The following is an 18,289-nucleotide window of genomic DNA, read 5'->3' as shown; positions in this document are numbered from 1 at the left end:
TACCCCGGAGCAACCCTCCAGGGAACTCGCACAATCCGCATAGGCCGGTGCCTCGAAGCACAGACGACACCTTCCCGTCGACCGACGGGGAGCTCTGCCGGTCCTGACCCTAGGAGGAGTCATGTCCCAGTCCCCCAACCGCATCGTCGCCACGGTCTTCGGCGCCGTCTACCTGCTCGTCGGCGTCCTCGGCCTCTTCGTCGCCGGAGGCAACTTCGTCGGCCAGGAGGGCGGCCTGCTGCTCGGCATCTTCCAGGTGAACCACCTGCACAACATCGCGCACCTGCTCATCGGTGCCGCGCTGCTCGCCGCGGGCCTCCGCAGCACCCCCGCCGCGAAGGGCACCAACACCACCGTCGGCGCGGTCTACCTGCTCCTCGGCATCCTCGGCTTCTTCATCGCCGGCACCGCCGTCAACATCCTCGCGCTCAACACGGCCGACCACATCCTGCACCTCGCCTCGGCGATCGTGCTCCTGGGTGCCGGCCTCGCGCTCGACAAGAGCTCGGCGACCGCCCGCCCGGCGGTCTGAGCGACCGACCCATGGATGCGCTGATGCGGATCTCCGGAGCCGTGGCAGCGCTCGGCGCGGCGCTCATCGCGATCGCGGTGGGCGCCGCCGCCGTCCCCTGGCTCGCCGTGCCGCTCGTCGCGGCCGGCGTCGGCCAGCTCGCCGTCGCCGTCGCCGCCCTGCGCGGCTGGCGGTGGAGGCTCGGCGCGGTCGTCGCGATCGTCGCCGCCCCGACCGCGCTGTGGCTCGTCGCGCTGCTGGCCTCGCCGGCCGCCGCCGCGAGCGTGCCGATCGGGCCCATGCTCGCGGAGGGGCTGCTCGCGCTCGGCGCGATCGCCGCCCTCCTCGCGGACCGCCGGATGGCCACCGACCCCGAGGACGGCACCCCCGAGCCGCGGCCCCTCGCGGCGCTGCTCTCGCTCGCTGCCGTCGCGACCGTCGTCGCCGCCGTAGCGACCCCGGCGCTCGCCGGCACCCACGCGGGATCCCTCGCCGTGCCGCACGGCGAGCACGGCCTCGCGCTCGACGAGCACTCCGGCCACTAGACGACAGGGCGGTCCGCCGTCCGCGCGACAGCGGGAGCGCTCAGCCCGCCGGCACCGCCGCGTCGGCGGCGACCGTCCGGTCGATCGTGCACTGCCCGAGCACGCGCGTGCCGACGTACAGCACCGCGGACTGCCCCGTCGCGACGCCCAGGAGCGGGGCCTCGGCCTCGACGACGAGCTCGTCGCCCTCCATGCGCGCCCTCGCCGGCACGGGGTCCGCGTGCGCGCGGATCTGCACCTCGACGTCGAGGCCCTCCGCGAGCCCCGGATGCGGCGCCCCGGCGTGCGAGACGCGCGAGCCCGCGATCGTGCGCACCGCGAGCGCCTCCCTCGGGCCGACCACCAGCTGCCTCGTGGATGGCTTCACCTCGAGCACGAAGCGCGGGCGGCCGTCGGGCGAGGGCACGCCGAGCGCGAGCCCGCGCCGCTGACCCACCGTGTAGCCGTGCACGCCCTCGTGGCTGCCGACGACTGCGCCCTCGCGGTCGACGATCTCGCCCGGCTCCGAGCCGATGCGCTCGGCGAGGAAGCCGCGCGTGTCGCCGTCGGGGATGAAGCAGATGTCGTGGCTGTCGGGCTTCTGCGCGAGCAGGAAGCCGCGCGCCTCGGCCTCGGCGCGCACCTCGGCCTTCGACGGCGTGCTCGCGAGCGGGAACCAGCAGTGCGCGAGCTGCTCGGCCGTGAGCACGCCCAGCACGTAGGACTGGTCCTTCGCCCAGTCTGCGGCGCGGTGCAGCTGCGGCCCCTCGGGCGTCTGCTCGACGCGCGCGTAGTGGCCGGTGACCACCGCGTCGAAGCCGAGGCCGACGGCACGGTCGAGGAGCGCCTCGAACTTGATGCGCTCGTTGCAGCGCAGGCACGGGTTGGGGGTGCGGCCCGCGGCGTACTCGTCGACGAAGTCCTGCACGACGGCGTCCGCGAAGCGCTCCGAGAAGTCCCACACGTAGAAGGGGATGCCGAGCGCGTCGGCCACGCGGCGGGCGTCCATGGCGTCCTCCACCGTGCAGCAGCCACGGCTGCCCGTGCGGAGCGTGCCGGGCATGCGGCTGAGCGCGAGGTGCACGCCGACGACCTCGTGGCCCGCGTCGACGGCGCGCGCGGCAGCCACCGCGGAGTCCACCCCTCCGGACATCGCCGCGAGCACCTTCATGCCCTCCAGGCTACCGAGGCGGGCGCAGGCCTCGGCGGCAGGGCGCCGGCGCCGGCATCGGCGTCGGCCGGGCGCCCGCGTCAGCCGAGCGCCCGCGCCCGCGCGATCGCTCCGGGAAGCACGGCGATGAGCGCGTCGACGTCCTCCTCGGCGGTCGTGCGGCCGAGCGAGAGCCGCAGCGGCGCGACGCCCTCGAGCCCGCACGCGCGCACGACGTGCGACTCGCGCGCGACGCCCGCGGAGCAGGCCGAGCCGTTCGAGACGGCGAAGCCGGCCTCGTCGAGCAGGAACTGCAGCGCCTCGCCCTGCGCCGCCCTGCCGCCCTCCCCCTCGACGACGAGGTGGGCGATGTGCGGGAGGCGGTCCTCGGCGGCCGGCACGCGCACGCCGGGCAGCGGCCGCACCGCCGCGAGGATCCGGTCGGTGAGCCTGCGGTGGCGCTCGGCCTCCGTGGCGAGCTCGGCGACGGCCTCCTCGAGCGCCAGCGCGAAGAGCGACGCCCCCAGCGCGTCCTGCGTGCCCGAGCGCAGGCCCCGCTGCTGGCCGCCGCCGTGGTGCAGCGCCTCGAGGCGGGCGTCTCGGCGCACCAGCAGCGCGCCCACCCCGTGCGGGCCGCCGAGCTTGTGGCTCGCGACGCTGAGCATCGCTGCACCGCTGGCGGCGAAGTCGACGGGCACGTGACCCACCGCGCCGACCGCGTCGAGGTGCAGCGGCACGCCGGCTGCGGCCGCCGCCGCGGCGACCTCGGCCACCGGCTGCAGCGAGCCCAGCTCGTTCGACGCCCACAGCATCGTCGCGACGGCGGCGCCCGGCAGCGCCGCCGCGAGCGCCGCGGCGTCGGTGACGGCGCGGGCGTCCACCCCGATGCGACGCACCTCGGCGCCCTCGCGCTCGAGCCACTCGACGGCGTCGAGCGTCGCGTGGTGCTCGCCGACCGGCACGACGAGCGCGCCGCGGGCGCCGACGGGCCCCGAGGCCCACCACGCGCCCTTGAGCGCGAGGTTGGCCGACTCGGTGCCGCCGGAGGTGAGCACGACCTCGGTCGGATGCGCGCCGAGCGCCGCGGCGATGCGCTCGCGCGCGTCCTCGAGCACGGCACGGGCGCGCTGCCCCGCGCGGTGGGTGGACGACGGGTTCGCGAGCGGCTCGGCCGCCGCGAGCGCCTCGCGGACCGACACGCGCAGGGGCGTGGCCGCCGCGTGATCGAACAGCCGCATGCTCCCCTACCCTAGAGCGCGTGGGGACCCCCGAGCGGAAGCAGGCGCCCGCGCCGGGCCTCGAGCCCACCGAGCGCGGCCACCGCCTCACTGTGTGGTCCCGGCACGCCGAGCGCATGGAGCTGCGCGTCTTCGACCGCGACGACCCCGACTGGCTGCTGCACGCGGAGCTCATGGCCCGCGAGGGCGAGGTCTTCACGATCGACTCGGCGCTGCTGCAGGTCGGCACCCCCTACGCCGTCGGCGTCGACGGGCCGAGCGGCCCGCGCCACGACTTCGACTGGAGCCGCCACGCGCTGCCGCCGCACGCCCACGGCGTCGTCCGCACCCCGCACGGCCAGCACCGCGCCACCATCGTCGACCACGCCTTCGACTGGGGCGGCGTGGGGCGGCCCGTCGTCCCGCTCGACCGCCAGGTGGTCTACGAGGCGCACGTCAAGGGGCTGACCAAGCTGAGCCCCCACATGCCCGCGGAGCTCCGCGGCACCTACGCGGGCCTCGCGCATCCCTCGACCATCCGCTACCTGCAGGAGCTCGGGGTCACGGCGGTGCAGCTGCTGCCGATCCACCTGTTCGTCTCGGAGCAGCGCCTCATCGCGCAGGGCCGCGTCAACTACTGGGGCTACAACACCCTCAGCTTCTTCGCGCCGCACAGCGCCTACGCCTCGCGGCGCGCCCAGTTCGACGGCACGGGCGGCGTGCTCCGCGAGTGCAAGGGCATGGTGCGCCTGCTGCACGAGGCCGGCATCCAGGTGCTGCTCGACGTCGTCTACAACCACACCGCCGAGGAGGGCCGCGGCGGTCCGCCCTCGAGCCTGCGGCTCATCGACGGCTCGTCGTACTACCGGCAGGACGACGAGGGCCGGATGCTCGACAGCACCGGGTGCGGCAACACCGTCGACTACTCCCTGCCCGCCGCGCAGGACCTCGTCATCGACTCGCTGCGCTACTGGTACCGAGAGATGCAGGTCGACGGCTTCCGCTTCGACCTCGCGCCCGTGCTCGGCCGCGGCGCGGACGGCATGTACGACCCCGAGCACCCGCTGCTGCGGCGCATCCTCGCGGATCCCGAGCTCGCGGGCGCCGTGATGATCGCGGAGCCGTGGGACGTCGGCGCCGACGGCTGGCAGACGGGCCGCTTCCCCTCGGGGTTCAGCGAGTGGAACGACCGCTACCGCGACACGGTGCGGCAGTTCTGGCTGAGCGATCGCAGGTCGCTGCGCCACGGGCAGCCGGCCTCGACGGGCGTCGGCCCGCTCGCGCACGCCGTGTCGGGCTCCGAGGGCCTCTTCGCGGCCGAGCGCGGCCCGCTCGCGAGCGTCAACCTCATCACGGCGCACGACGGCTTCACGCTCACCGACCTCGTGCGCTACGACCACAAGCACAACGAGGCGAACGGCGAGGACAACCGCGACGGCGCGAGCGACAACCGCTCGTGGAACCACGGCGTCGAGGGCCGCACCGACGACACCGAGATCCAGCTCGACCGTCGGCGCTCGATGCGCAACCTGCTCGGCACCCTGCTCGTCTCGGCCGGCGTGCCGATGCTCACGATGGGCGACGAGTTCGGGCGCACCCAGCGCGGCAACAACAACGCCTACTGCCAGGACTCGGCGCTCACGTGGATGCCCTGGCAGCGCAAGGAGTGGCAGGAGGCGTTCCTCCTGCAGACGCGGCGGCTGCTGCAGCTGCGCCGTGACCATCCGGCCCTCCGTCCGCTCGAGCACGGCCGCACGGGCGAGCGCGTCGCGGGCTCCAATCGCCTCGACTGGTACAACGCGCAGGGCGCGCACATGACGATCGACGACTGGGACCACTCGCTCGACCGCACGCTCCAGATGCTCGCGGAGTCGACGCCGATCGAGGAGGCCTACTCGCGCGTGCTCGTCGTCTTCCACGGCTCGCCCCACGACACCCTCGTCACGACGCCCGCGCCCGACGGCGCGACGGAGCTCGAGCTGCTCTGGGACTCCGCCGACGACCGGCCCGCGCACGCGCGCGTCGCACCGGGCGCCCAGGTGCCGATGGCGGGCATGAGCATGCAGGTGTACGCGGTGCACGGCCTGCCGGCCGCCGGGCCGCCCGCGGCGACGCTGAGCGTCGTGCGCTCCCCCGCCTCGCCGCCCGTCGACGGCCCGCGCTAGACGAGCCCCCGACGGCGCGGCGGTCCGCTCAGGCCCGCGCGTGCGCGACGAGGCCGAGCTCGGCGGGCGACGCGAGCATCGCGTGCCGCGGCACGACGCGCACCGTGTAGCCGAAGGTGCCGGCGCGGTCCATCGCGATCGTCGCCTCGAAGGCGTGCGTGCCCTCCTCGGCACCCGCCGGGAGCAGCTCGTGGTGGCGCGCCCCGCGCAGCTCGCCCTCCTCGGTGATGGCGCCGGCGACCACCTCGACGGTCACGTCCTCCGGGCGCAGCGCGCCGAGGCCCACGAAGGCGCGCACGCGCACGTCGTCGCCCACGACAGGCGAGCGATCGACGCCCTCGACCTCGACGTGGTGCACCTCGACGGCGCCGAAGCCGTCGCGCACGCGGCTCGCCCACGCCGCGAAGCCCTTCGCGGCCGCGGCGCCGTCGGCCGAGGCGACCGCGACGGCGGCGGCCGCGGGCGCGTAGAGCCGCGTGACGTACTCGGCGAGCATGCGCTCGGCCGAGAGCGCGGGGCTCAGCGTGCCGAGCGTGTGGCGGATCGAGGCGATCCACGCCGTCGGCAGGCCGCGGTGGTCGCGCTCGTAGAAGCGCGGCGCCACCTGGCGCTCGATGAGGTCGTAGAGCGCGTTCGCCTCGAACGCGTCGCGCTCGGCGGCGTCCATCTGCTCGTGCGCCGAGGGGATCGCCCAGCCGTTCTGGCCGTCGAAGTACTCCTCCCACCAGCCGTCGAGGATCGACAGGTTGAGCGAGCCGTTGAGCGCCGCCTTCATGCCGCTCGTGCCGCAAGCCTCGAGCGGGCGCAGCGGGTTGTTGAGCCAGACGTCGCAGCCGGGGTAGAGCGTCTTCGCCATGCTGATGTCGTAGTTCTCGAGGAAGACGATCCTGCCGCGCACCGCGGGCTCCTGCGAGAAGCGCACGAGCTCCTGGATGAGCGCCTTGCCCGCCTCGTCGGCGGGGTGCGACTTGCCGGCGACGACGAGCTGCACCGGGCGCTCCGGGTTCGTGAGGATCGCCCGCAGCCGCTCGCGGTCGTGGAGCATGAGCGTGAGGCGCTTGTAGGTGGGCACGCGGCGCGCGAAGCCGATCGTGAGCGCCTCCGGGTCGAGCAGCTCGTCGATCCACGCGGGCGCGGCGCCCTCGTTGCGCTCGTGCTTGCGGCGCGTGCGCTCGCGCGCCTCGTCGACGAGGTGCTGCTTCATCTCGCGGCGCGCGGCCCAGATGGTCTCGTCCGAGACCGTCTCCGAGGCCCAGTCGCAGCGCGTCGTGTCCTGCGTGCCGAGCTCGCGCTCGGCGAGGTGCTTGAGGATGGGCGAGGTCCAGGTGGGGGCGTGCACGCCGTTCGTCACCGACGTGATCGGCACCTCCTCGGCGTCGAAGCCGGGCCACCGGTCCTGGAACATCGAGCGGCTGACCGCGCCGTGGAGCTTCGAGACGCCGTTCGCGCGCTGCGCGATCGAGAACCCCAGCTGCGCCATGTTGAAGATGCCCGGATCCTCCTCGGCCCCGAGCGCGAGGGCGCGCTCGACGTCGACGCCAGGCAGCAGCTCCTCGGTGAGGTGGCGACGCACGAGGCCCGCGTCGAAGCGGTCGATGCCCGCGGGCACCGGCGTGTGGGTCGTGAAGACCGTGCCCGCGCGCACGACCCGCAGCGCCTCGTCGAACGCGAGCCCCTGCTGCACGAGCTGCGAGATGCGCTCGAGGCCCAGGAAGCCGGCGTGGCCCTCGTTCGAGTGGAAGACGGTCGGCGCTGCGGCGCCCGTGAGGCGCGCCCAGACCGCGAGCGCGCGGACGCCGCCGATGCCGAGCAGCAGCTCCTGCTCGAGCCGCTGCTCGCCCGCGCCGCCGTAGAGGCGGTCGGCGACGAGCCGCAGCTCGTCGGCGTTCTCGTGGATGTTCGTGTCGAGCAGCAGCAGCGGCACGCGCCCGACCGTCGCCTGCCAGATGCGCGCGTGCAGGGTGCGCCCGCCCGGCAGCGCGAGCGCGACGGTCGCGTGGCGGCCGTCGGCCTCGCGGAGGATCGTGAGCGGCAGCCCGTCGGGGTCGAGCACGGGGTAGGACTCCTGCTGCCATCCCTCGCGGCTGATCGCCTGGCGGAAGTAGCCCGCCTGGTAGAAGAGCCCGACGCCGACGATCGGCACGCCGAGGTCGCTCGCGGCCTTGAGGTGGTCGCCCGCGAGGATGCCGAGGCCGCCCGAGTACTGCGGCAGGGCGCTCGTGATGCCGAACTCCGGCGAGAAGTACGCGATCGACTCCGGCGCGCCCTCGAGCGACTGGTACCACCGCGCCTGCGACAGGTAGTCGTCGAGGTCGTCGGCGAGGGCGTCGACGCGCGCGACGAAGGCCTCGTCGGCGGCGAGCGCCTCGAGGCGCTCGGAGCCGACCCAGCCGAGCAGCTGCACGGGGTCGTGCCCCGTGGCGCGCCAGCCCTCGAGCGAGATCTCGCGGAAGAGCTCGCGCGTGGGCTCGTGCCACGACCACCGCAGGTTCGACGCGAGCGCGTCGAGCCTCGCGAGGCGGGCGGGGAGGGACGTGCGGACGGTGAACTTGCGGATCGCTCTCACGCGCCAGAGCCTAGTGGCGGCTGGTGTCCGCATGCAGGCGCGCTCGCTAGGGTCGGATCGTGGCGAAGCAGATGGATGTCCTGTCCGGCCGGATCCCCGTGCTCGACCTGTCCCCGCAGCAGCCGGGCGACCGGTTCCCGGCGAAGGCGGTGGTCGGCGACGTCGTGCCCTTCGAGGCCGCGGCGTTCCGCGAGGGCCACGACCGCATCGGCGTGACCCTCGTGCTGCGCTCCCCCGCCGGCCACGAGCAGCGCCACCCGATGCTGCCGCTCGGCGACGGCCTCGACCGGCACCGCGCGCTCGCGCGCGTCGACGAGCAGGGCGTGTGGTCGTGGCACGTCGAGGCGTGGGCCGACGAGTGGGCGACCTGGCACCACAACGCCGAGATCAAGATCGCCGCGGACATCGACGCCGAGCTCATGGCGACGATCGGCGCGCAGCTGCTGCGCCGCGCCGCCGACGAGGCGGCGCCCGCGGCGCCCGCAGCCTACCGCAGCCGCAGCGGCAGCGCCGGCGGCCGCTCCGCGGCTCGGCCTGCGCGCGAGCGGGCAGCGCCAGGGCGCGCCCAAGCCCGCAGCGAGCGCCGCCACCGCGGCACGGCCCGCGGCCGCGCCCCTGGCCGACGGGGCCGCCGTGCGCGACGCCGAGGTGCTGCGCGCCGCGGCCGACCGCCTCGCCGACCGCACGCATCCCGTGCTCGAGCGCTGGGCCGCGGTGAACGCGCCCGACGTGCTCGACGCCATGGAGCGCCGCAGGCCGCGCTCGCTCGTCACGGCCTCCGAGACGCTGCGGCTGCGCGTCGAGCGCACGCGCGCGGCCGTCGGCGCCTGGTACGAGCTCTTCCCGCGCTCCGAGGGGGCGGTGCGGAACCCCGACGGCACGTGGACCTCCGGCACCTTCCGCACGGCGGCGCAGCGCCTGCCCGCGGTCAAGGAGATGGGGTTCGACGTCGTCTACCTGCCGCCCGTGCACCCCATCGGCGAGGTCAACCGCAAGGGCCCGAACAACACCCTCACGCCGCAGCCCGGCGACCCCGGCAGCCCGTGGGCGATCGGCTCCAAGGACGGCGGGCACGACACGATCCACCCCGACCTCGGCACGGTCGACGACTTCCGCGCGTTCGTCGGCGCCGCGGCCGACCTCGGCCTCGAGGTGGCGATGGACCTCGCGCTGCAGGCCGCGCCCGACCACCCCTGGGTGCGCGAGCACCCCGAGTGGTTCACGACGCTCCCCGACGGCACGATCGCCTTCGCCGAGAACCCGCCGAAGAAGTACCAGGACATCTACCCCGTCAACTTCGACAACGACCCCGAGGGCATCGTCGCCGAGGTGCGGCGGATCCTCGACCAGTGGATCGGCTGCGGCGTGCGCATCTTCCGCGTCGACAACCCGCACACGAAGCCGCTGTGGTTCTGGGAGCTCGTCATCCGCGAGACGAACGCCCGCCACGGGGACATCGTCTTCCTCGCCGAGGCGTTCACGCGCCCGGCGATGATGCAGGCGCTCGGCAAGGTCGGCTTCCAGCAGTCCTACACGTACTTCGCGTGGCGCAACACGAAGGCCGAGCTCGAGGAGTACCTGCGCGAGGTCACCGGGCCGCAGGCGGCGTGGTTCAAGCCCGCGTTCTGGGTGAACACGCCCGACATCCTCACCGAGTACCTGCAGTTCGGCGGGGTGCCCGCCTTCAAGGTGCGCGCCGCGATCGCGGCCACCGCGGTGCCGACGTGGGGCATGTACGCGGGCTACGAGCTCATCGAGGACGTCGCGCGGCCCGGTGCCGAGGAGGCCATCGACAACGAGAAGTACGAGTACAAGGCGCGCGACTGGGCGAAGGCCGCCCGCAACGGCACGACGATCGCCCCGTACATCGCGAAGCTCAACGAGATCCGCGCGGCGCACCCCGCGATCCGGCAGCTGTGGGCGCTCGACGTGCACTGGTCGGACGACGACAGCGTGCTCGTCTACTCGAAGCGCGTCGAGGGGCGCTTCACCGAGAGCGGCGAGGATGACGTCATCCTCGTCGTCGCGAACGTCGACCCGCACTCGGTGCGCGAGACCACCGTGCACCTCGACCTGACGAAGCTGGGCCTGCAGCCGGGCGAGCAGTTCGAGGCGCACGACCTCATCACGGGCCAGACCTGGACCTGGAGCGACCACGACTTCGTCCGCCTCGACGCGTTCGTCGAGCCGGCCCACATCATCCACGTCCGGAAGGCGCGCGCATGATCCTCGACGAGCACGCGATCCAGCGGCTGACCGGCGGCGCCGACCCGCAGCCGCACGACACGCTGGGCGCCCACCAGGACGGCGACGGCCACGTCGTGCGCGCGACGCGCCACCTCGCGCGGGCCGTCACGGTCCTCGGCGCGACCGAGGCCGCGATGGCGCACGTCGGGCACGGGCTGTGGGAGGCGCGCCTCGATGGGCCCGTGGGCCCCTACCGCCTGCGCACCGAGTACGACGACGGCACCGTGGTCGAGGCCGACGACCCCTACCGCTTCACGCCGACCCTCGGCGAGCTCGACCTGCACCTGTGGCGGGAGGGCCGCCACGAGGAGGTCTGGAAGGTGCTCGGCTCGCGGCTGCGCGAGCACGAGGGCGTCGCGGGCGTCGCCTTCGCCGTCTGGGCGCCCAACGCGCACGCGGTGCGCATCGTCGGCGACTTCAACGACTGGGTGGGCCGCGCCCACCCGATGCGCACGATGGGCTCGAGCGGGGTGTGGGAGCTCTTCGTGCCCGGCGACCTCGAGCACCACGCGTACAAGTACGAGATCCTCACCGACGAGGGCTGGGTCAGCCGGGCCGACCCGATGGCCCGCTACACGGAGGTGCCGCCCGCGACGGCGTCGAAGATCGGCCGCAGCCGGTTCGCGTGGAGCGACGACGACTGGATGCGCTCGCGCGCCGCGCGCGACCCGCACGACGCCCCGATGTCGATCTACGAGCTGCACTTCGGCTCGTGGCGCCCCGGCCTCTCGTACCGCGAGATGGCCGACGCGCTCATCGAGCACCTCGAGGCCACGGGCTTCACCCACGTCGAGTTCCTGCCGCTCGCCGAGCACCCCTTCGGCGGTTCGTGGGGCTACCAGGTGACGGGCTACTACGCCCCCACGAGCCGCTTCGGCCACCCGGACGACCTCCGCTACCTCATCGACCGCCTCCACCGCGCCGGCTACGGCGTGCTCGTCGACTGGGTGCCCGGCCACTTCCCGAAGGACGAGTGGGCCCTCGCCCGCTTCGACGGCCGCGCGCTCTACGAGCACCCGGACCCGCGCCGCGGCGACCAGCCCGACTGGGGCACGCACGTGTTCGACTTCGGCCGCCCGGAGGTGAAGAACTTCCTCGTGGCGAACGCCGTCTACTGGATGGAGGAGTTCCACGTCGACGGCCTGCGCGTCGACGCCGTCGCGTCGATGCTCTACCTCGACTACTCCCGCAAGGACGGCGAGTGGCTGCCGAACGTCCACGGCGGCCGCGAGCACCTCGAGGCCATCGCGCTGCTGCAGGAGACCAACGCGACCGTCTACCGCCGGCACCCGGGCGTCGTCATGATCGCCGAGGAGTCGACCTCCTGGCCGGGCGTCACCCGCCCCACGGACGCCGACGGCCTCGGCTTCGGCATGAAGTGGAACATGGGCTGGATGCACGACACGCTCCAGTACATGGCGGTCGACCCGATGTACCGCTCGCACCACCACCACGACATCACGTTCTCGTTCCTCTACGCCTTCTCGGAGCAGTTCGTGCTGCCGATCAGCCACGACGAGGTCGTGCACGGCAAGGGCTCGCTGCTCGGCAAGATGCCGGGCGACCAGTGGCAGAAGCTCGCCTCCGTGCGCGCCTACCTGACGTTCATGTGGGCGCATCCCGGCAAGCAGCTGCTCTTCATGGGCCAGGAGTTCGGGCAGCCGAGCGAGTGGAGCGAGGCGCGAGGCCTCGACTGGTGGATCCTCGACCAGCCGATGCACCGCGGCCTCATGGGCCTCGTGGCGCAGCTCAACCGGGTCTACCGCGACCACGAGGCGCTGTGGCAGCGCGACAACGAGCCCGGCGGCTTCGAGTGGATCGACGGCGGCAACTCCTCCGACAACCTCATCGCGTTCCTCCGCTGGGGCGAGGGCGAGGACCCGATCGCGGCGGTCGTGAACTTCTCGGGCCGCCCCATCGAGGGCTACCGCCTGGGCCTGCCCTTCGCGGGCGAGTGGGAGGAGCTCGTGAACTCCGACGCGACGGAGTTCGGCGGCTCAGGGATGGGCAACCTCGGCTCGGTGCGCGCGAGCGACGAGGCGTGGAACGGGCGTCCCGCGTCCGCGACCATCACCGTGCCGCCGCTCGCCGGCCTGCTCCTGCGGCCGAAGCGCTGACAGCATGCGGCGAGGGCCCCGCGCGATGCGGGGCCCTCGCCGCATGCTCGCGCGCGTCGGTCAGTAGAGCAGCGTCGTGAGGCGCCGGCGCGCGGCCGCGACCCGCGGGTCGTCGAGGCCCACGATCTCGAAGTGGTCGAGCAGGCGCAGCCGCACGTCCTGCTTCGCGTCGCCCGCGAGCGTCGCCATGAGGTCGAGCAGGCGCAGGAAGGCGTCCTCGACATGGCCGCCGGAGAGGTCGAGGTCGGCGACGAGCATCTGCGCCGCGACGTCGTCGGGCGCGCCGCCCGCGGCGGCCCGCACCTCGTCGGCGCCCTTGCCCTGCAGGCGCTCGAGCAGGCGCACCTGCGCGAGGCCCGCGATCGCCTCCGCGTCGCGCGGGTTCTGCGCGATCGCCTTCTCGAAGGCGGCGATCGCCGTCGGCAGGTCGCCGGCCTCGAGCGCGTCGTACGCCTCCTGGTGCAGCGGCGGCACGGGGTCCGGCTCGGGCTCGGCGGGCGCCGCTGCGCCCTCCACCGGCACGCGGCCCGTCACGCCCTGCTGCTCGGCGAAGGCGAGCACCTGCTCGAGCACGTCGCGCACCTGCTCCTCCGGGATCGCCTCCGTGAACAGCGGCACGGGGCGGCCGCCGATGACGGCGGCGACCGTCGGGATCGACTGCGCCTGGAACGCCTGCACGAGCTGCGGGTTGGCGTCGGCGTCGATCTTCGCGAGCACGAGGCGGCCCTCGTAGCCGGCCACGAGGCGCTCGAGCATGGGCGAGAGCTGCGTGCACGGCCCGCACCACTCGGCCCAGATGTCGACGATGACGGGCACCTGGTTCGAGAGCTCGACGACCGCGCCGAACTCGGCGTCGGCGATGTCGACGATCACGCCGGGCGCGCCCTGGGCGCCGCCCTCGGCGGACTGCTGCTGCGGCTGCGCGGGCTGCGCGTGGCGCGCCGCGAGCGCGGACAGATCGACCGCGCCCCCCATCGAAGGCAGCTGCTGCTCTGCGGTCATCGTCCCATCTCCCTCGCTGCGAGCAGCGCCTGGCTGTAGCCGACCACCTGCACGCGAGCGCCCTCGGGAGCGTCGGCGGGCGGGATCGACAGCAGGAGCTGCACCTGGTACTGCGTCTCGATGCCCGATTCTGAGTCCTCGACGCCGGACAGGACGCCGGCACCCGCCCCGGCCGAGATCGTGACGCCCTCCTCCTTCGGCGTGGTGCGCTGCGTCTCCACGTAGGAGGTCGCGAGGAGCACGCCGCCGTCGTTCGTCACGAGCAGCAGCGGCGGCTGCTCGTCCTCAGCGGCGGACCACTCGAGGTTCGACAGCTCGAACTCCGGCTTCGCGATCTGCTCGTCCTTGAACGTCCTGCCGATCACCGCGTCGAGCGGATCCTCCTCGGCGAACCATGCGGCGTACTCGGAGTCCTGGCCCCGCAGCAGGAAGTCGGCGTAGGCCATCGTCACCTGGCTCGGCCGCTGCTGCAGCAGCGGCGTGTCCTGCGGGAGGCTCGCCGCGCCGATCGTCGGGCTCGCCACCGGCGGGAGCTGCACGCCGGAGACGAGGCTCGTCTGGTACACGAGGCGGTAGTTCGTGCGGGCGCTCGCCTGCTCGAACATGAGGGCGGCCTGCGTCTGCGTCTCGTCCTGCCAGCCGACCACGGCGAGCACCGTGCGCGGCCAGGTCTCCGTCTGCTGCGGCAGCAGCAGCTCGATCTCGCCGTCGGGGATGCCCGTCGCGGCGGGGAGCTCGCCGTCGGCCGCCCGCACCTCGTAGTTGGTGCGACGCGCGTCGAGCATCGGCCCCCCGATCCGCGTGGAGGCGGCGTCACCGTCGAGGGCCTCATCGGCCGAAGCTGCGACCTCGCGCGTGTCCTCGAGGATGCGCGAGAACTGGTTCTCGGTGACGGCGACCGGGGGCAGCGTGTCCTCGAGGCTCGTGGGCGTGGGCTCCGCCTCGGTCGTCGACGGCTCGGCGCTCGGCCAGTACTGCGGCCCGCAGCCCGTGAGCGCGACGACGGCGGCGGCCGGCAGCGCGACGAGCCCGAGGCGGCGGCGGAGGCTCGGTCGTGCCGCCCGGCGCTCGGCCGTGCCCGGGCGCTCCCGGCGCTCGGCGTCGGGGGCGCGGCCGTCGGCCTCGGCGCCCTGCGCCGGGTCCTCGGCCTCGGGTGCCCCGGGCGTCGCGGTCCCGGCGTCTGCGCCCTCAGGCGTCGCGGCGTCCGCGTCGTCCGGGCGCTGCTGCTCGACGGGCTCCGCGGCACCCGCCTCGATGGCGCGCTGCGGTCGCGGCAGCCCCTCACGGGCCTCGCGCTGCAGCGCGCGGCGCTCCGCGCGGCTCAGGCTCGCGGTGCGAGCGGCGCTGCGGGCCGCGACGGCGTCGGTGGCTGCGGAGCGCGAGCAGGAAGAGCAGCAGCGCGAGGGCGAGGAGCACGAGCCCTGCCGTGATGAGCGGCCCGAAGAGCGGCGTCTTCGCGTCGAAGGGCCACTCGACACGCACGTCGGCGGGAGCCGCGGCGCCCGGCTCGCCCGCGATCGCGATCGAGTAGCCGACGGGCAGGTCGACCGCGAAGCGCACCTCGCCGTCGCCCACGTGCTCCTCGATCCACATGTCGTTGCCGGCGAGCGCGGGGAGCTCGGCGTCCTCGCCCCCCGAGCGCTGCAGCTCGAGCCGGTCGGAGGCGTCGATCGCGACGGTGCCGTGGGCGGACTCGCCGACCCAGCCCTCGACGTCGTGGTCGCGGCCGACGACCGCGGTGACCTGGCCCTCGCCGCGCACGACGACCGCCTGGCGGCCGTCGTGGGCGTTCATGACGTCGCCGCCGAGCACGAGCACGGGCACGTCGGCCGTCTCCTCGAGCTGCGCGACGATCGTGTCCGGCGGGGCCCAGATCGTGCGCTGGGCGACCCCGAGGCCGAGCAGCACGAGCGAGAGCACGAGGCTCACGGCCGCGAGTACGTATCGCACGGGTCAGAGGTCCTTTCACGCTCGCCGGCGGGTCCGGCGGGCCGTCGCGGGCGACGGCACGGAGCGGGCAAGCCTCCAGGGTACCGACGGCACCCGTGCGCTGCCAAGCCCGCACCTGTGCCAGAGCGCTCCTCCGCTGCCGCGCGCCTGGGCGGGCCGCCCGGGGCGCGCGCCTAGGATGCCGAGCGTGAAGATCAAGAACGGCTTCCTGCTCGGGCTCGTCGGCGGCCTGGGCGTGCTGCTCGCGATCGTCATCGGCGTCGCGGTGCAGCAGGTGAGCACCGTGCTCGTCTGGGCCTTCGCGGGCATCTTCCTCGCGCTCGGCATCGAGCCGCTCATCCAGTTCCTCATCCGGCGCCGCTTCCCGCGCTGGGCGGCCGTGCTCACGGTCTTCGTGCTCATCGTCGGCGCGCTCGTGGGCGCCATCTGGCTCATCGTGCCGACGATCGTCGCCCAGTTCTCGACGCTGGTGCAGTCGATCGTGCGCGAGATCGAGGGCGGCGCGCTCGACAACGTGCGCGACTGGGTCGAGACGACGTTCCCCGCCATCGACATCGATCTCATCATCGAGCAGGTCACGGGCGCGATCACCGACCCCGAGACCTGGTCGACGCTGCCCCCGTGGGTCGCGAACATCACCTCGGGCCTCGTGACGGGCCTCGGCCAGGTCGCCTTCGCCATCGGCGGCGGCCTCATCGTGGTCGTGCTCATGCTCTACTTCACGGGCTCGATGCCCTCGCTCAAGTCGGGCATGTACCGCCTGGTCCCGGCGACCTCGCGCCCGAAGTTCATCGAGATCGCCGAGCAGATCATGCGCTCCGTCGGCCGCTTCGTGCTCGGCCAGGCCGGGCTCGGCCTCCTGAACGGCATCCTGTCGTTCGCGGTGCTCTCGATCGTCGGCTCGCAGCTGGCGGGCGTCTACGCCTTCCTCGCGCTCATCGCCTCGACCATCCCGCTCGTCGGCACCATCTCGGCGTCGGTCGTGATCTCGCTGCTCGTGCTGCTGCTCGACGGCCCCGAGACCGCGCTGCCCGTGGCGATCTGGTACCTGATCTACATGCAGCTCGAGGCCTACGTGATCAGCCCGCAGATCATGAACCGCGCGGTGAAGGTGCCGGGCGTCGTCGTCGTGCTCTCGGCGCTCATCGGCGGCACGCTGCTCGGCATCCTCGGCGCGCTCGTCGCGATCCCGGTCGCCGCGGCGGTGCAGCTGATCCTCAAGGAGGTCGTCATACCGAGGCAGGACGCGAAGTAGGGCGGGGCGCCGCGGGCCTCAGCTCGCGCGCCAGCACCCCGGGTGCCAGTGCCGCCGGTCCTCGATCGCGCGATCGCCGAAGATCGAGTCGGCCCGCCACACGACGAGGTGGGGCATCTGCGGCGGGATCGTGCCGCCGCAGCCGGGGCACGCGTAGTCCTTGACGGCCGATCGGGCACCGATCGGCTGCACGTGCCACTCGGCGCCCGCGCGGTGCTCCACGCGCGCGACGCCCTGCAGCAGGCGGTCGACGTCGAGCGGCACGTGCTCCCCGCCGCGCCGGCGGGGGCGCCGCGAGGGCATCAGTACCAGCCGACGGACTGCGAATGGCCCCAGGCTCCGCAGGGCGTGCCGTAGCGGCCGGCGATGTAGCCGAGGCCCCACTGGATCTGCGTCACGGGGTTCGTGCGCCAGTCGCCGCCGACGGAGCCCATCTTCGAGCCGGGCAGCGCCTGCGGGATGCCGTACGCGCCGCTCGAGGCGTTCTGCGCGTAGACGTTCCAGTTCGACTCCTTCTGCCACAGGCTGTACAGGCAGGAGTACTGGTCGTCGCCCCATCCGCGGGCGCGCACGAGATCGCGCGCGATCGCCTGGGCGCTGCCGGGATCCGGCGCCGCGACCGCGGGGATGCTGATCGAGGCCGCCGAGGAGCCGCCGGACGCCGGGGCGGCAGCGACGGGCTCCGGCGTGGGCGTCGGGGTCGGGGTGTGGACGACGATGGTGTCGCGCACGAACGCCGCCTGCTCGCCCGTGACCTCGCCGAGGGCCTGGCCGGGACGCTGCTCGCTCTGCAGCGAGGCGGGCTCGGCCATCACCTGCGCGGAGGGCGTCGCGGCGACCGAGACGAGCGCGATGCCCGCGACGGCGAGCAGCGCGAGGCCCGAGAGCACGCCACGGGTGCGCGTCGAGCGCGCGCGGGAGCCTCCGGGACGGGTGAACACGATCGTCGACGGTATCACGGTTCGGTAACGACGCCCAGGGCCGGCGGGCTCGGGCGCCCGCCCCTCGCGTCCCGCGCGGTCAGCGCACCGCGAGCATGAGGCTGACGACGGTGTCGAGCAGCTGGTCGACCTCGTCCTCGTCGTAGCCGCCGAACTGCGGGTCGAACTGCACCGTGCGCACCTCGCGCGGCGACATGTCGGGCCCGTCGGAGAGATAGTCGGCGATGCGGGCCGCGAAGCGGTCGACCTCGGCGACGCGGTAGCCGCGCGAGATGCGGCTGACCCTGCGGAAGCGCTCCTGGTCGGGCCGGCGCAGCAGCGCGAGGGTCTCCTCGGCGCGCTCGCGCACCTTCGCGAACCAGGCGGCCTCGCCGTGCTCGAGCACGCCCCGCTCGTGCTCGCGCCGCGCGAAGGCCTCCTCGAGGCGCTCGAGCGCGGCGTCGACGTGGGCGGGCGAGTAGCCGCCCTTCTGCATGGAGAAGCTCATGCGGCGGATCGCCGAGGAGTCGATGGCCGTGGCCGCGCGGACGTCGGTCGCGTACGCGCGACGCGCGTCCTCGAGGAAGTCCTCGACCTGCTCGATGTCGTAGCCGGGCTGCGATCGGCGGGCTCTCGGGAACGTGCTCATCGTCACCATCATGCCA

Annotated in this window: 14 protein-coding genes and 1 pseudogene; 7 read left to right on the top strand and 8 right to left on the bottom strand. The window is 74.0% G+C overall.

Annotation, left to right across the window (positions count from 1 at the left end):
* The first annotated feature begins 121 nt into the window (after positions 1-121).
* The gene (locus OVA14_RS09930) at positions 122-532 is read left to right on the top strand and encodes a DUF4383 domain-containing protein (protein ID WP_267503724.1); all 411 of its coding nucleotides are present in this window, start codon (positions 122-124) and stop codon (positions 530-532) included.
* Positions 533-555: 23 nt separating this feature from the next.
* Positions 556-1,056 (top strand): hypothetical protein, encoded by a 501-nt coding sequence (locus OVA14_RS09925; protein ID WP_267503723.1) that lies wholly within the window; start codon positions 556-558, stop codon positions 1,054-1,056.
* A gap of 40 nt (positions 1,057-1,096) precedes the next feature.
* Here the strand turns inward: OVA14_RS09925 and mnmA are convergent, their stop codons facing one another.
* Positions 1,097-2,206, bottom strand: a complete 1,110-nt coding sequence (mnmA, locus tag OVA14_RS09920) for a tRNA 2-thiouridine(34) synthase MnmA (RefSeq protein WP_267503722.1) — start codon at positions 2,204-2,206, stop codon at positions 1,097-1,099.
* 80 nt (positions 2,207-2,286) lie between these two features.
* Positions 2,287-3,423: a cysteine desulfurase family protein gene (locus OVA14_RS09915; protein ID WP_267503721.1), complete on the bottom strand. Its 1,137-nt coding sequence runs from the start codon at positions 3,421-3,423 to the stop codon at positions 2,287-2,289.
* A 20-nt stretch (positions 3,424-3,443) separates the two neighbouring features.
* Here OVA14_RS09915 and glgX point away from each other — a divergent pair, with 20 nt between their 5' ends.
* Complete coding sequence (glgX, locus tag OVA14_RS09910; RefSeq protein ID WP_267503720.1) at positions 3,444-5,567, top strand: glycogen debranching protein GlgX; 2,124 nt, start codon at positions 3,444-3,446, stop codon at positions 5,565-5,567.
* Between the two features lie 28 nt (positions 5,568-5,595).
* Here the strand turns inward: glgX and glgP are convergent, their stop codons facing one another.
* The gene (gene glgP, locus OVA14_RS09905) at positions 5,596-8,133 is read right to left on the bottom strand and encodes an alpha-glucan family phosphorylase (protein WP_267503719.1); all 2,538 of its coding nucleotides are present in this window, start codon (positions 8,131-8,133) and stop codon (positions 5,596-5,598) included.
* Between the two features lie 71 nt (positions 8,134-8,204).
* On the opposite strand from glgP, the pseudogene OVA14_RS09900 reads away from it, so the two are divergent.
* The 3 genes and pseudogenes from OVA14_RS09900 to glgB all read left to right on the top strand — a co-directional run.
* Positions 8,205-8,570, top strand: a pseudogene (locus OVA14_RS09900) (maltotransferase domain-containing protein); the annotation flags it as partial.
* A gap of 196 nt (positions 8,571-8,766) precedes the next feature.
* Complete coding sequence (locus OVA14_RS09895) at positions 8,767-10,359, top strand: alpha-1,4-glucan--maltose-1-phosphate maltosyltransferase (RefSeq protein ID WP_267503718.1); 1,593 nt, start codon at positions 8,767-8,769, stop codon at positions 10,357-10,359.
* Entirely contained in the window at positions 10,356-12,497 is a 2,142-nt protein-coding gene (gene glgB / locus OVA14_RS09890; RefSeq protein WP_420710586.1) for a 1,4-alpha-glucan branching protein GlgB, read from the top strand. Before OVA14_RS09895 ends, glgB begins: the two co-directional genes overlap by 4 nt.
* Positions 12,498-12,557: 60 nt before the next feature.
* Here the strand turns inward: glgB and OVA14_RS09885 are convergent, their stop codons facing one another.
* A complete protein-coding gene (locus OVA14_RS09885; protein ID WP_267503717.1) occupies positions 12,558-13,499 on the bottom strand; it encodes a tetratricopeptide repeat protein in 942 nt (313 codons plus the stop codon).
* A complete protein-coding gene (locus OVA14_RS09880) occupies positions 13,496-14,977 on the bottom strand; it encodes a hypothetical protein (protein WP_267503716.1) in 1,482 nt (493 codons plus the stop codon). Before OVA14_RS09880 ends, OVA14_RS09885 begins: the two co-directional genes overlap by 4 nt.
* Before the next feature lie 659 nt (positions 14,978-15,636).
* On the opposite strand from OVA14_RS09880, the gene OVA14_RS09875 reads away from it, so the two are divergent.
* Positions 15,637-16,704, top strand: coding sequence for an AI-2E family transporter (locus OVA14_RS09875; protein ID WP_267503715.1), 1,068 nt, complete (start codon positions 15,637-15,639; stop codon positions 16,702-16,704).
* 18 nt (positions 16,705-16,722) lie between these two features.
* Here OVA14_RS09875 and OVA14_RS09870 read toward each other — a convergent pair whose 3' ends face one another.
* From OVA14_RS09870 to OVA14_RS09860, 3 genes are all read right to left on the bottom strand, one after another.
* A complete protein-coding gene (locus OVA14_RS09870) occupies positions 16,723-17,007 on the bottom strand; it encodes a hypothetical protein (RefSeq protein WP_267503714.1) in 285 nt (94 codons plus the stop codon).
* Positions 17,007-17,645: a transglycosylase SLT domain-containing protein gene (locus OVA14_RS09865; protein ID WP_267503713.1), complete on the bottom strand. Its 639-nt coding sequence runs from the start codon at positions 17,643-17,645 to the stop codon at positions 17,007-17,009. The genes OVA14_RS09870 and OVA14_RS09865 overlap by 1 nt, the downstream gene beginning before the upstream one ends.
* Positions 17,646-17,724: 79 nt before the next feature.
* Complete coding sequence (locus tag OVA14_RS09860) at positions 17,725-18,273, bottom strand: DivIVA domain-containing protein (protein WP_267503712.1); 549 nt, start codon at positions 18,271-18,273, stop codon at positions 17,725-17,727.
* Positions 18,274-18,289: the final 16 nt, after the last annotated feature.

Source organism: Agrococcus sp. SL85, from assembly GCF_026625845.1.
Classification (GTDB): Bacteria; Actinomycetota; Actinomycetes; order Actinomycetales; family Microbacteriaceae; genus Agrococcus.
Note: the sequence above shows the minus strand (reverse complement) of the source record. Positions and strands in the feature narration are given on the sequence as shown.

Coding starts and splice junctions, on each gene's coding strand:
- OVA14_RS09930 (WP_267503724.1), top strand. CDS start 122: ATGTCCCAGTCCCCCAACCGCATCGTCGCCACGGTCTTCGGCGCCGTC.
- OVA14_RS09925 (WP_267503723.1), top strand. CDS start 556: ATGCGGATCTCCGGAGCCGTGGCAGCGCTCGGCGCGGCGCTCATCGCG.
- mnmA (WP_267503722.1), bottom strand. CDS start 2,206: ATGAAGGTGCTCGCGGCGATGTCCGGAGGGGTGGACTCCGCGGTGGCT.
- OVA14_RS09915 (WP_267503721.1), bottom strand. CDS start 3,423: ATGCGGCTGTTCGATCACGCGGCGGCCACGCCCCTGCGCGTGTCGGTC.
- glgB (WP_420710586.1), top strand. CDS start 10,356: ATGATCCTCGACGAGCACGCGATCCAGCGGCTGACCGGCGGCGCCGAC.
- OVA14_RS09885 (WP_267503717.1), bottom strand. CDS start 13,499: ATGACCGCAGAGCAGCAGCTGCCTTCGATGGGGGGCGCGGTCGATCTG.
- OVA14_RS09870 (WP_267503714.1), bottom strand. CDS start 17,007: ATGCCCTCGCGGCGCCCCCGCCGGCGCGGCGGGGAGCACGTGCCGCTC.
- OVA14_RS09860 (WP_267503712.1), bottom strand. CDS start 18,273: ATGAGCACGTTCCCGAGAGCCCGCCGATCGCAGCCCGGCTACGACATC.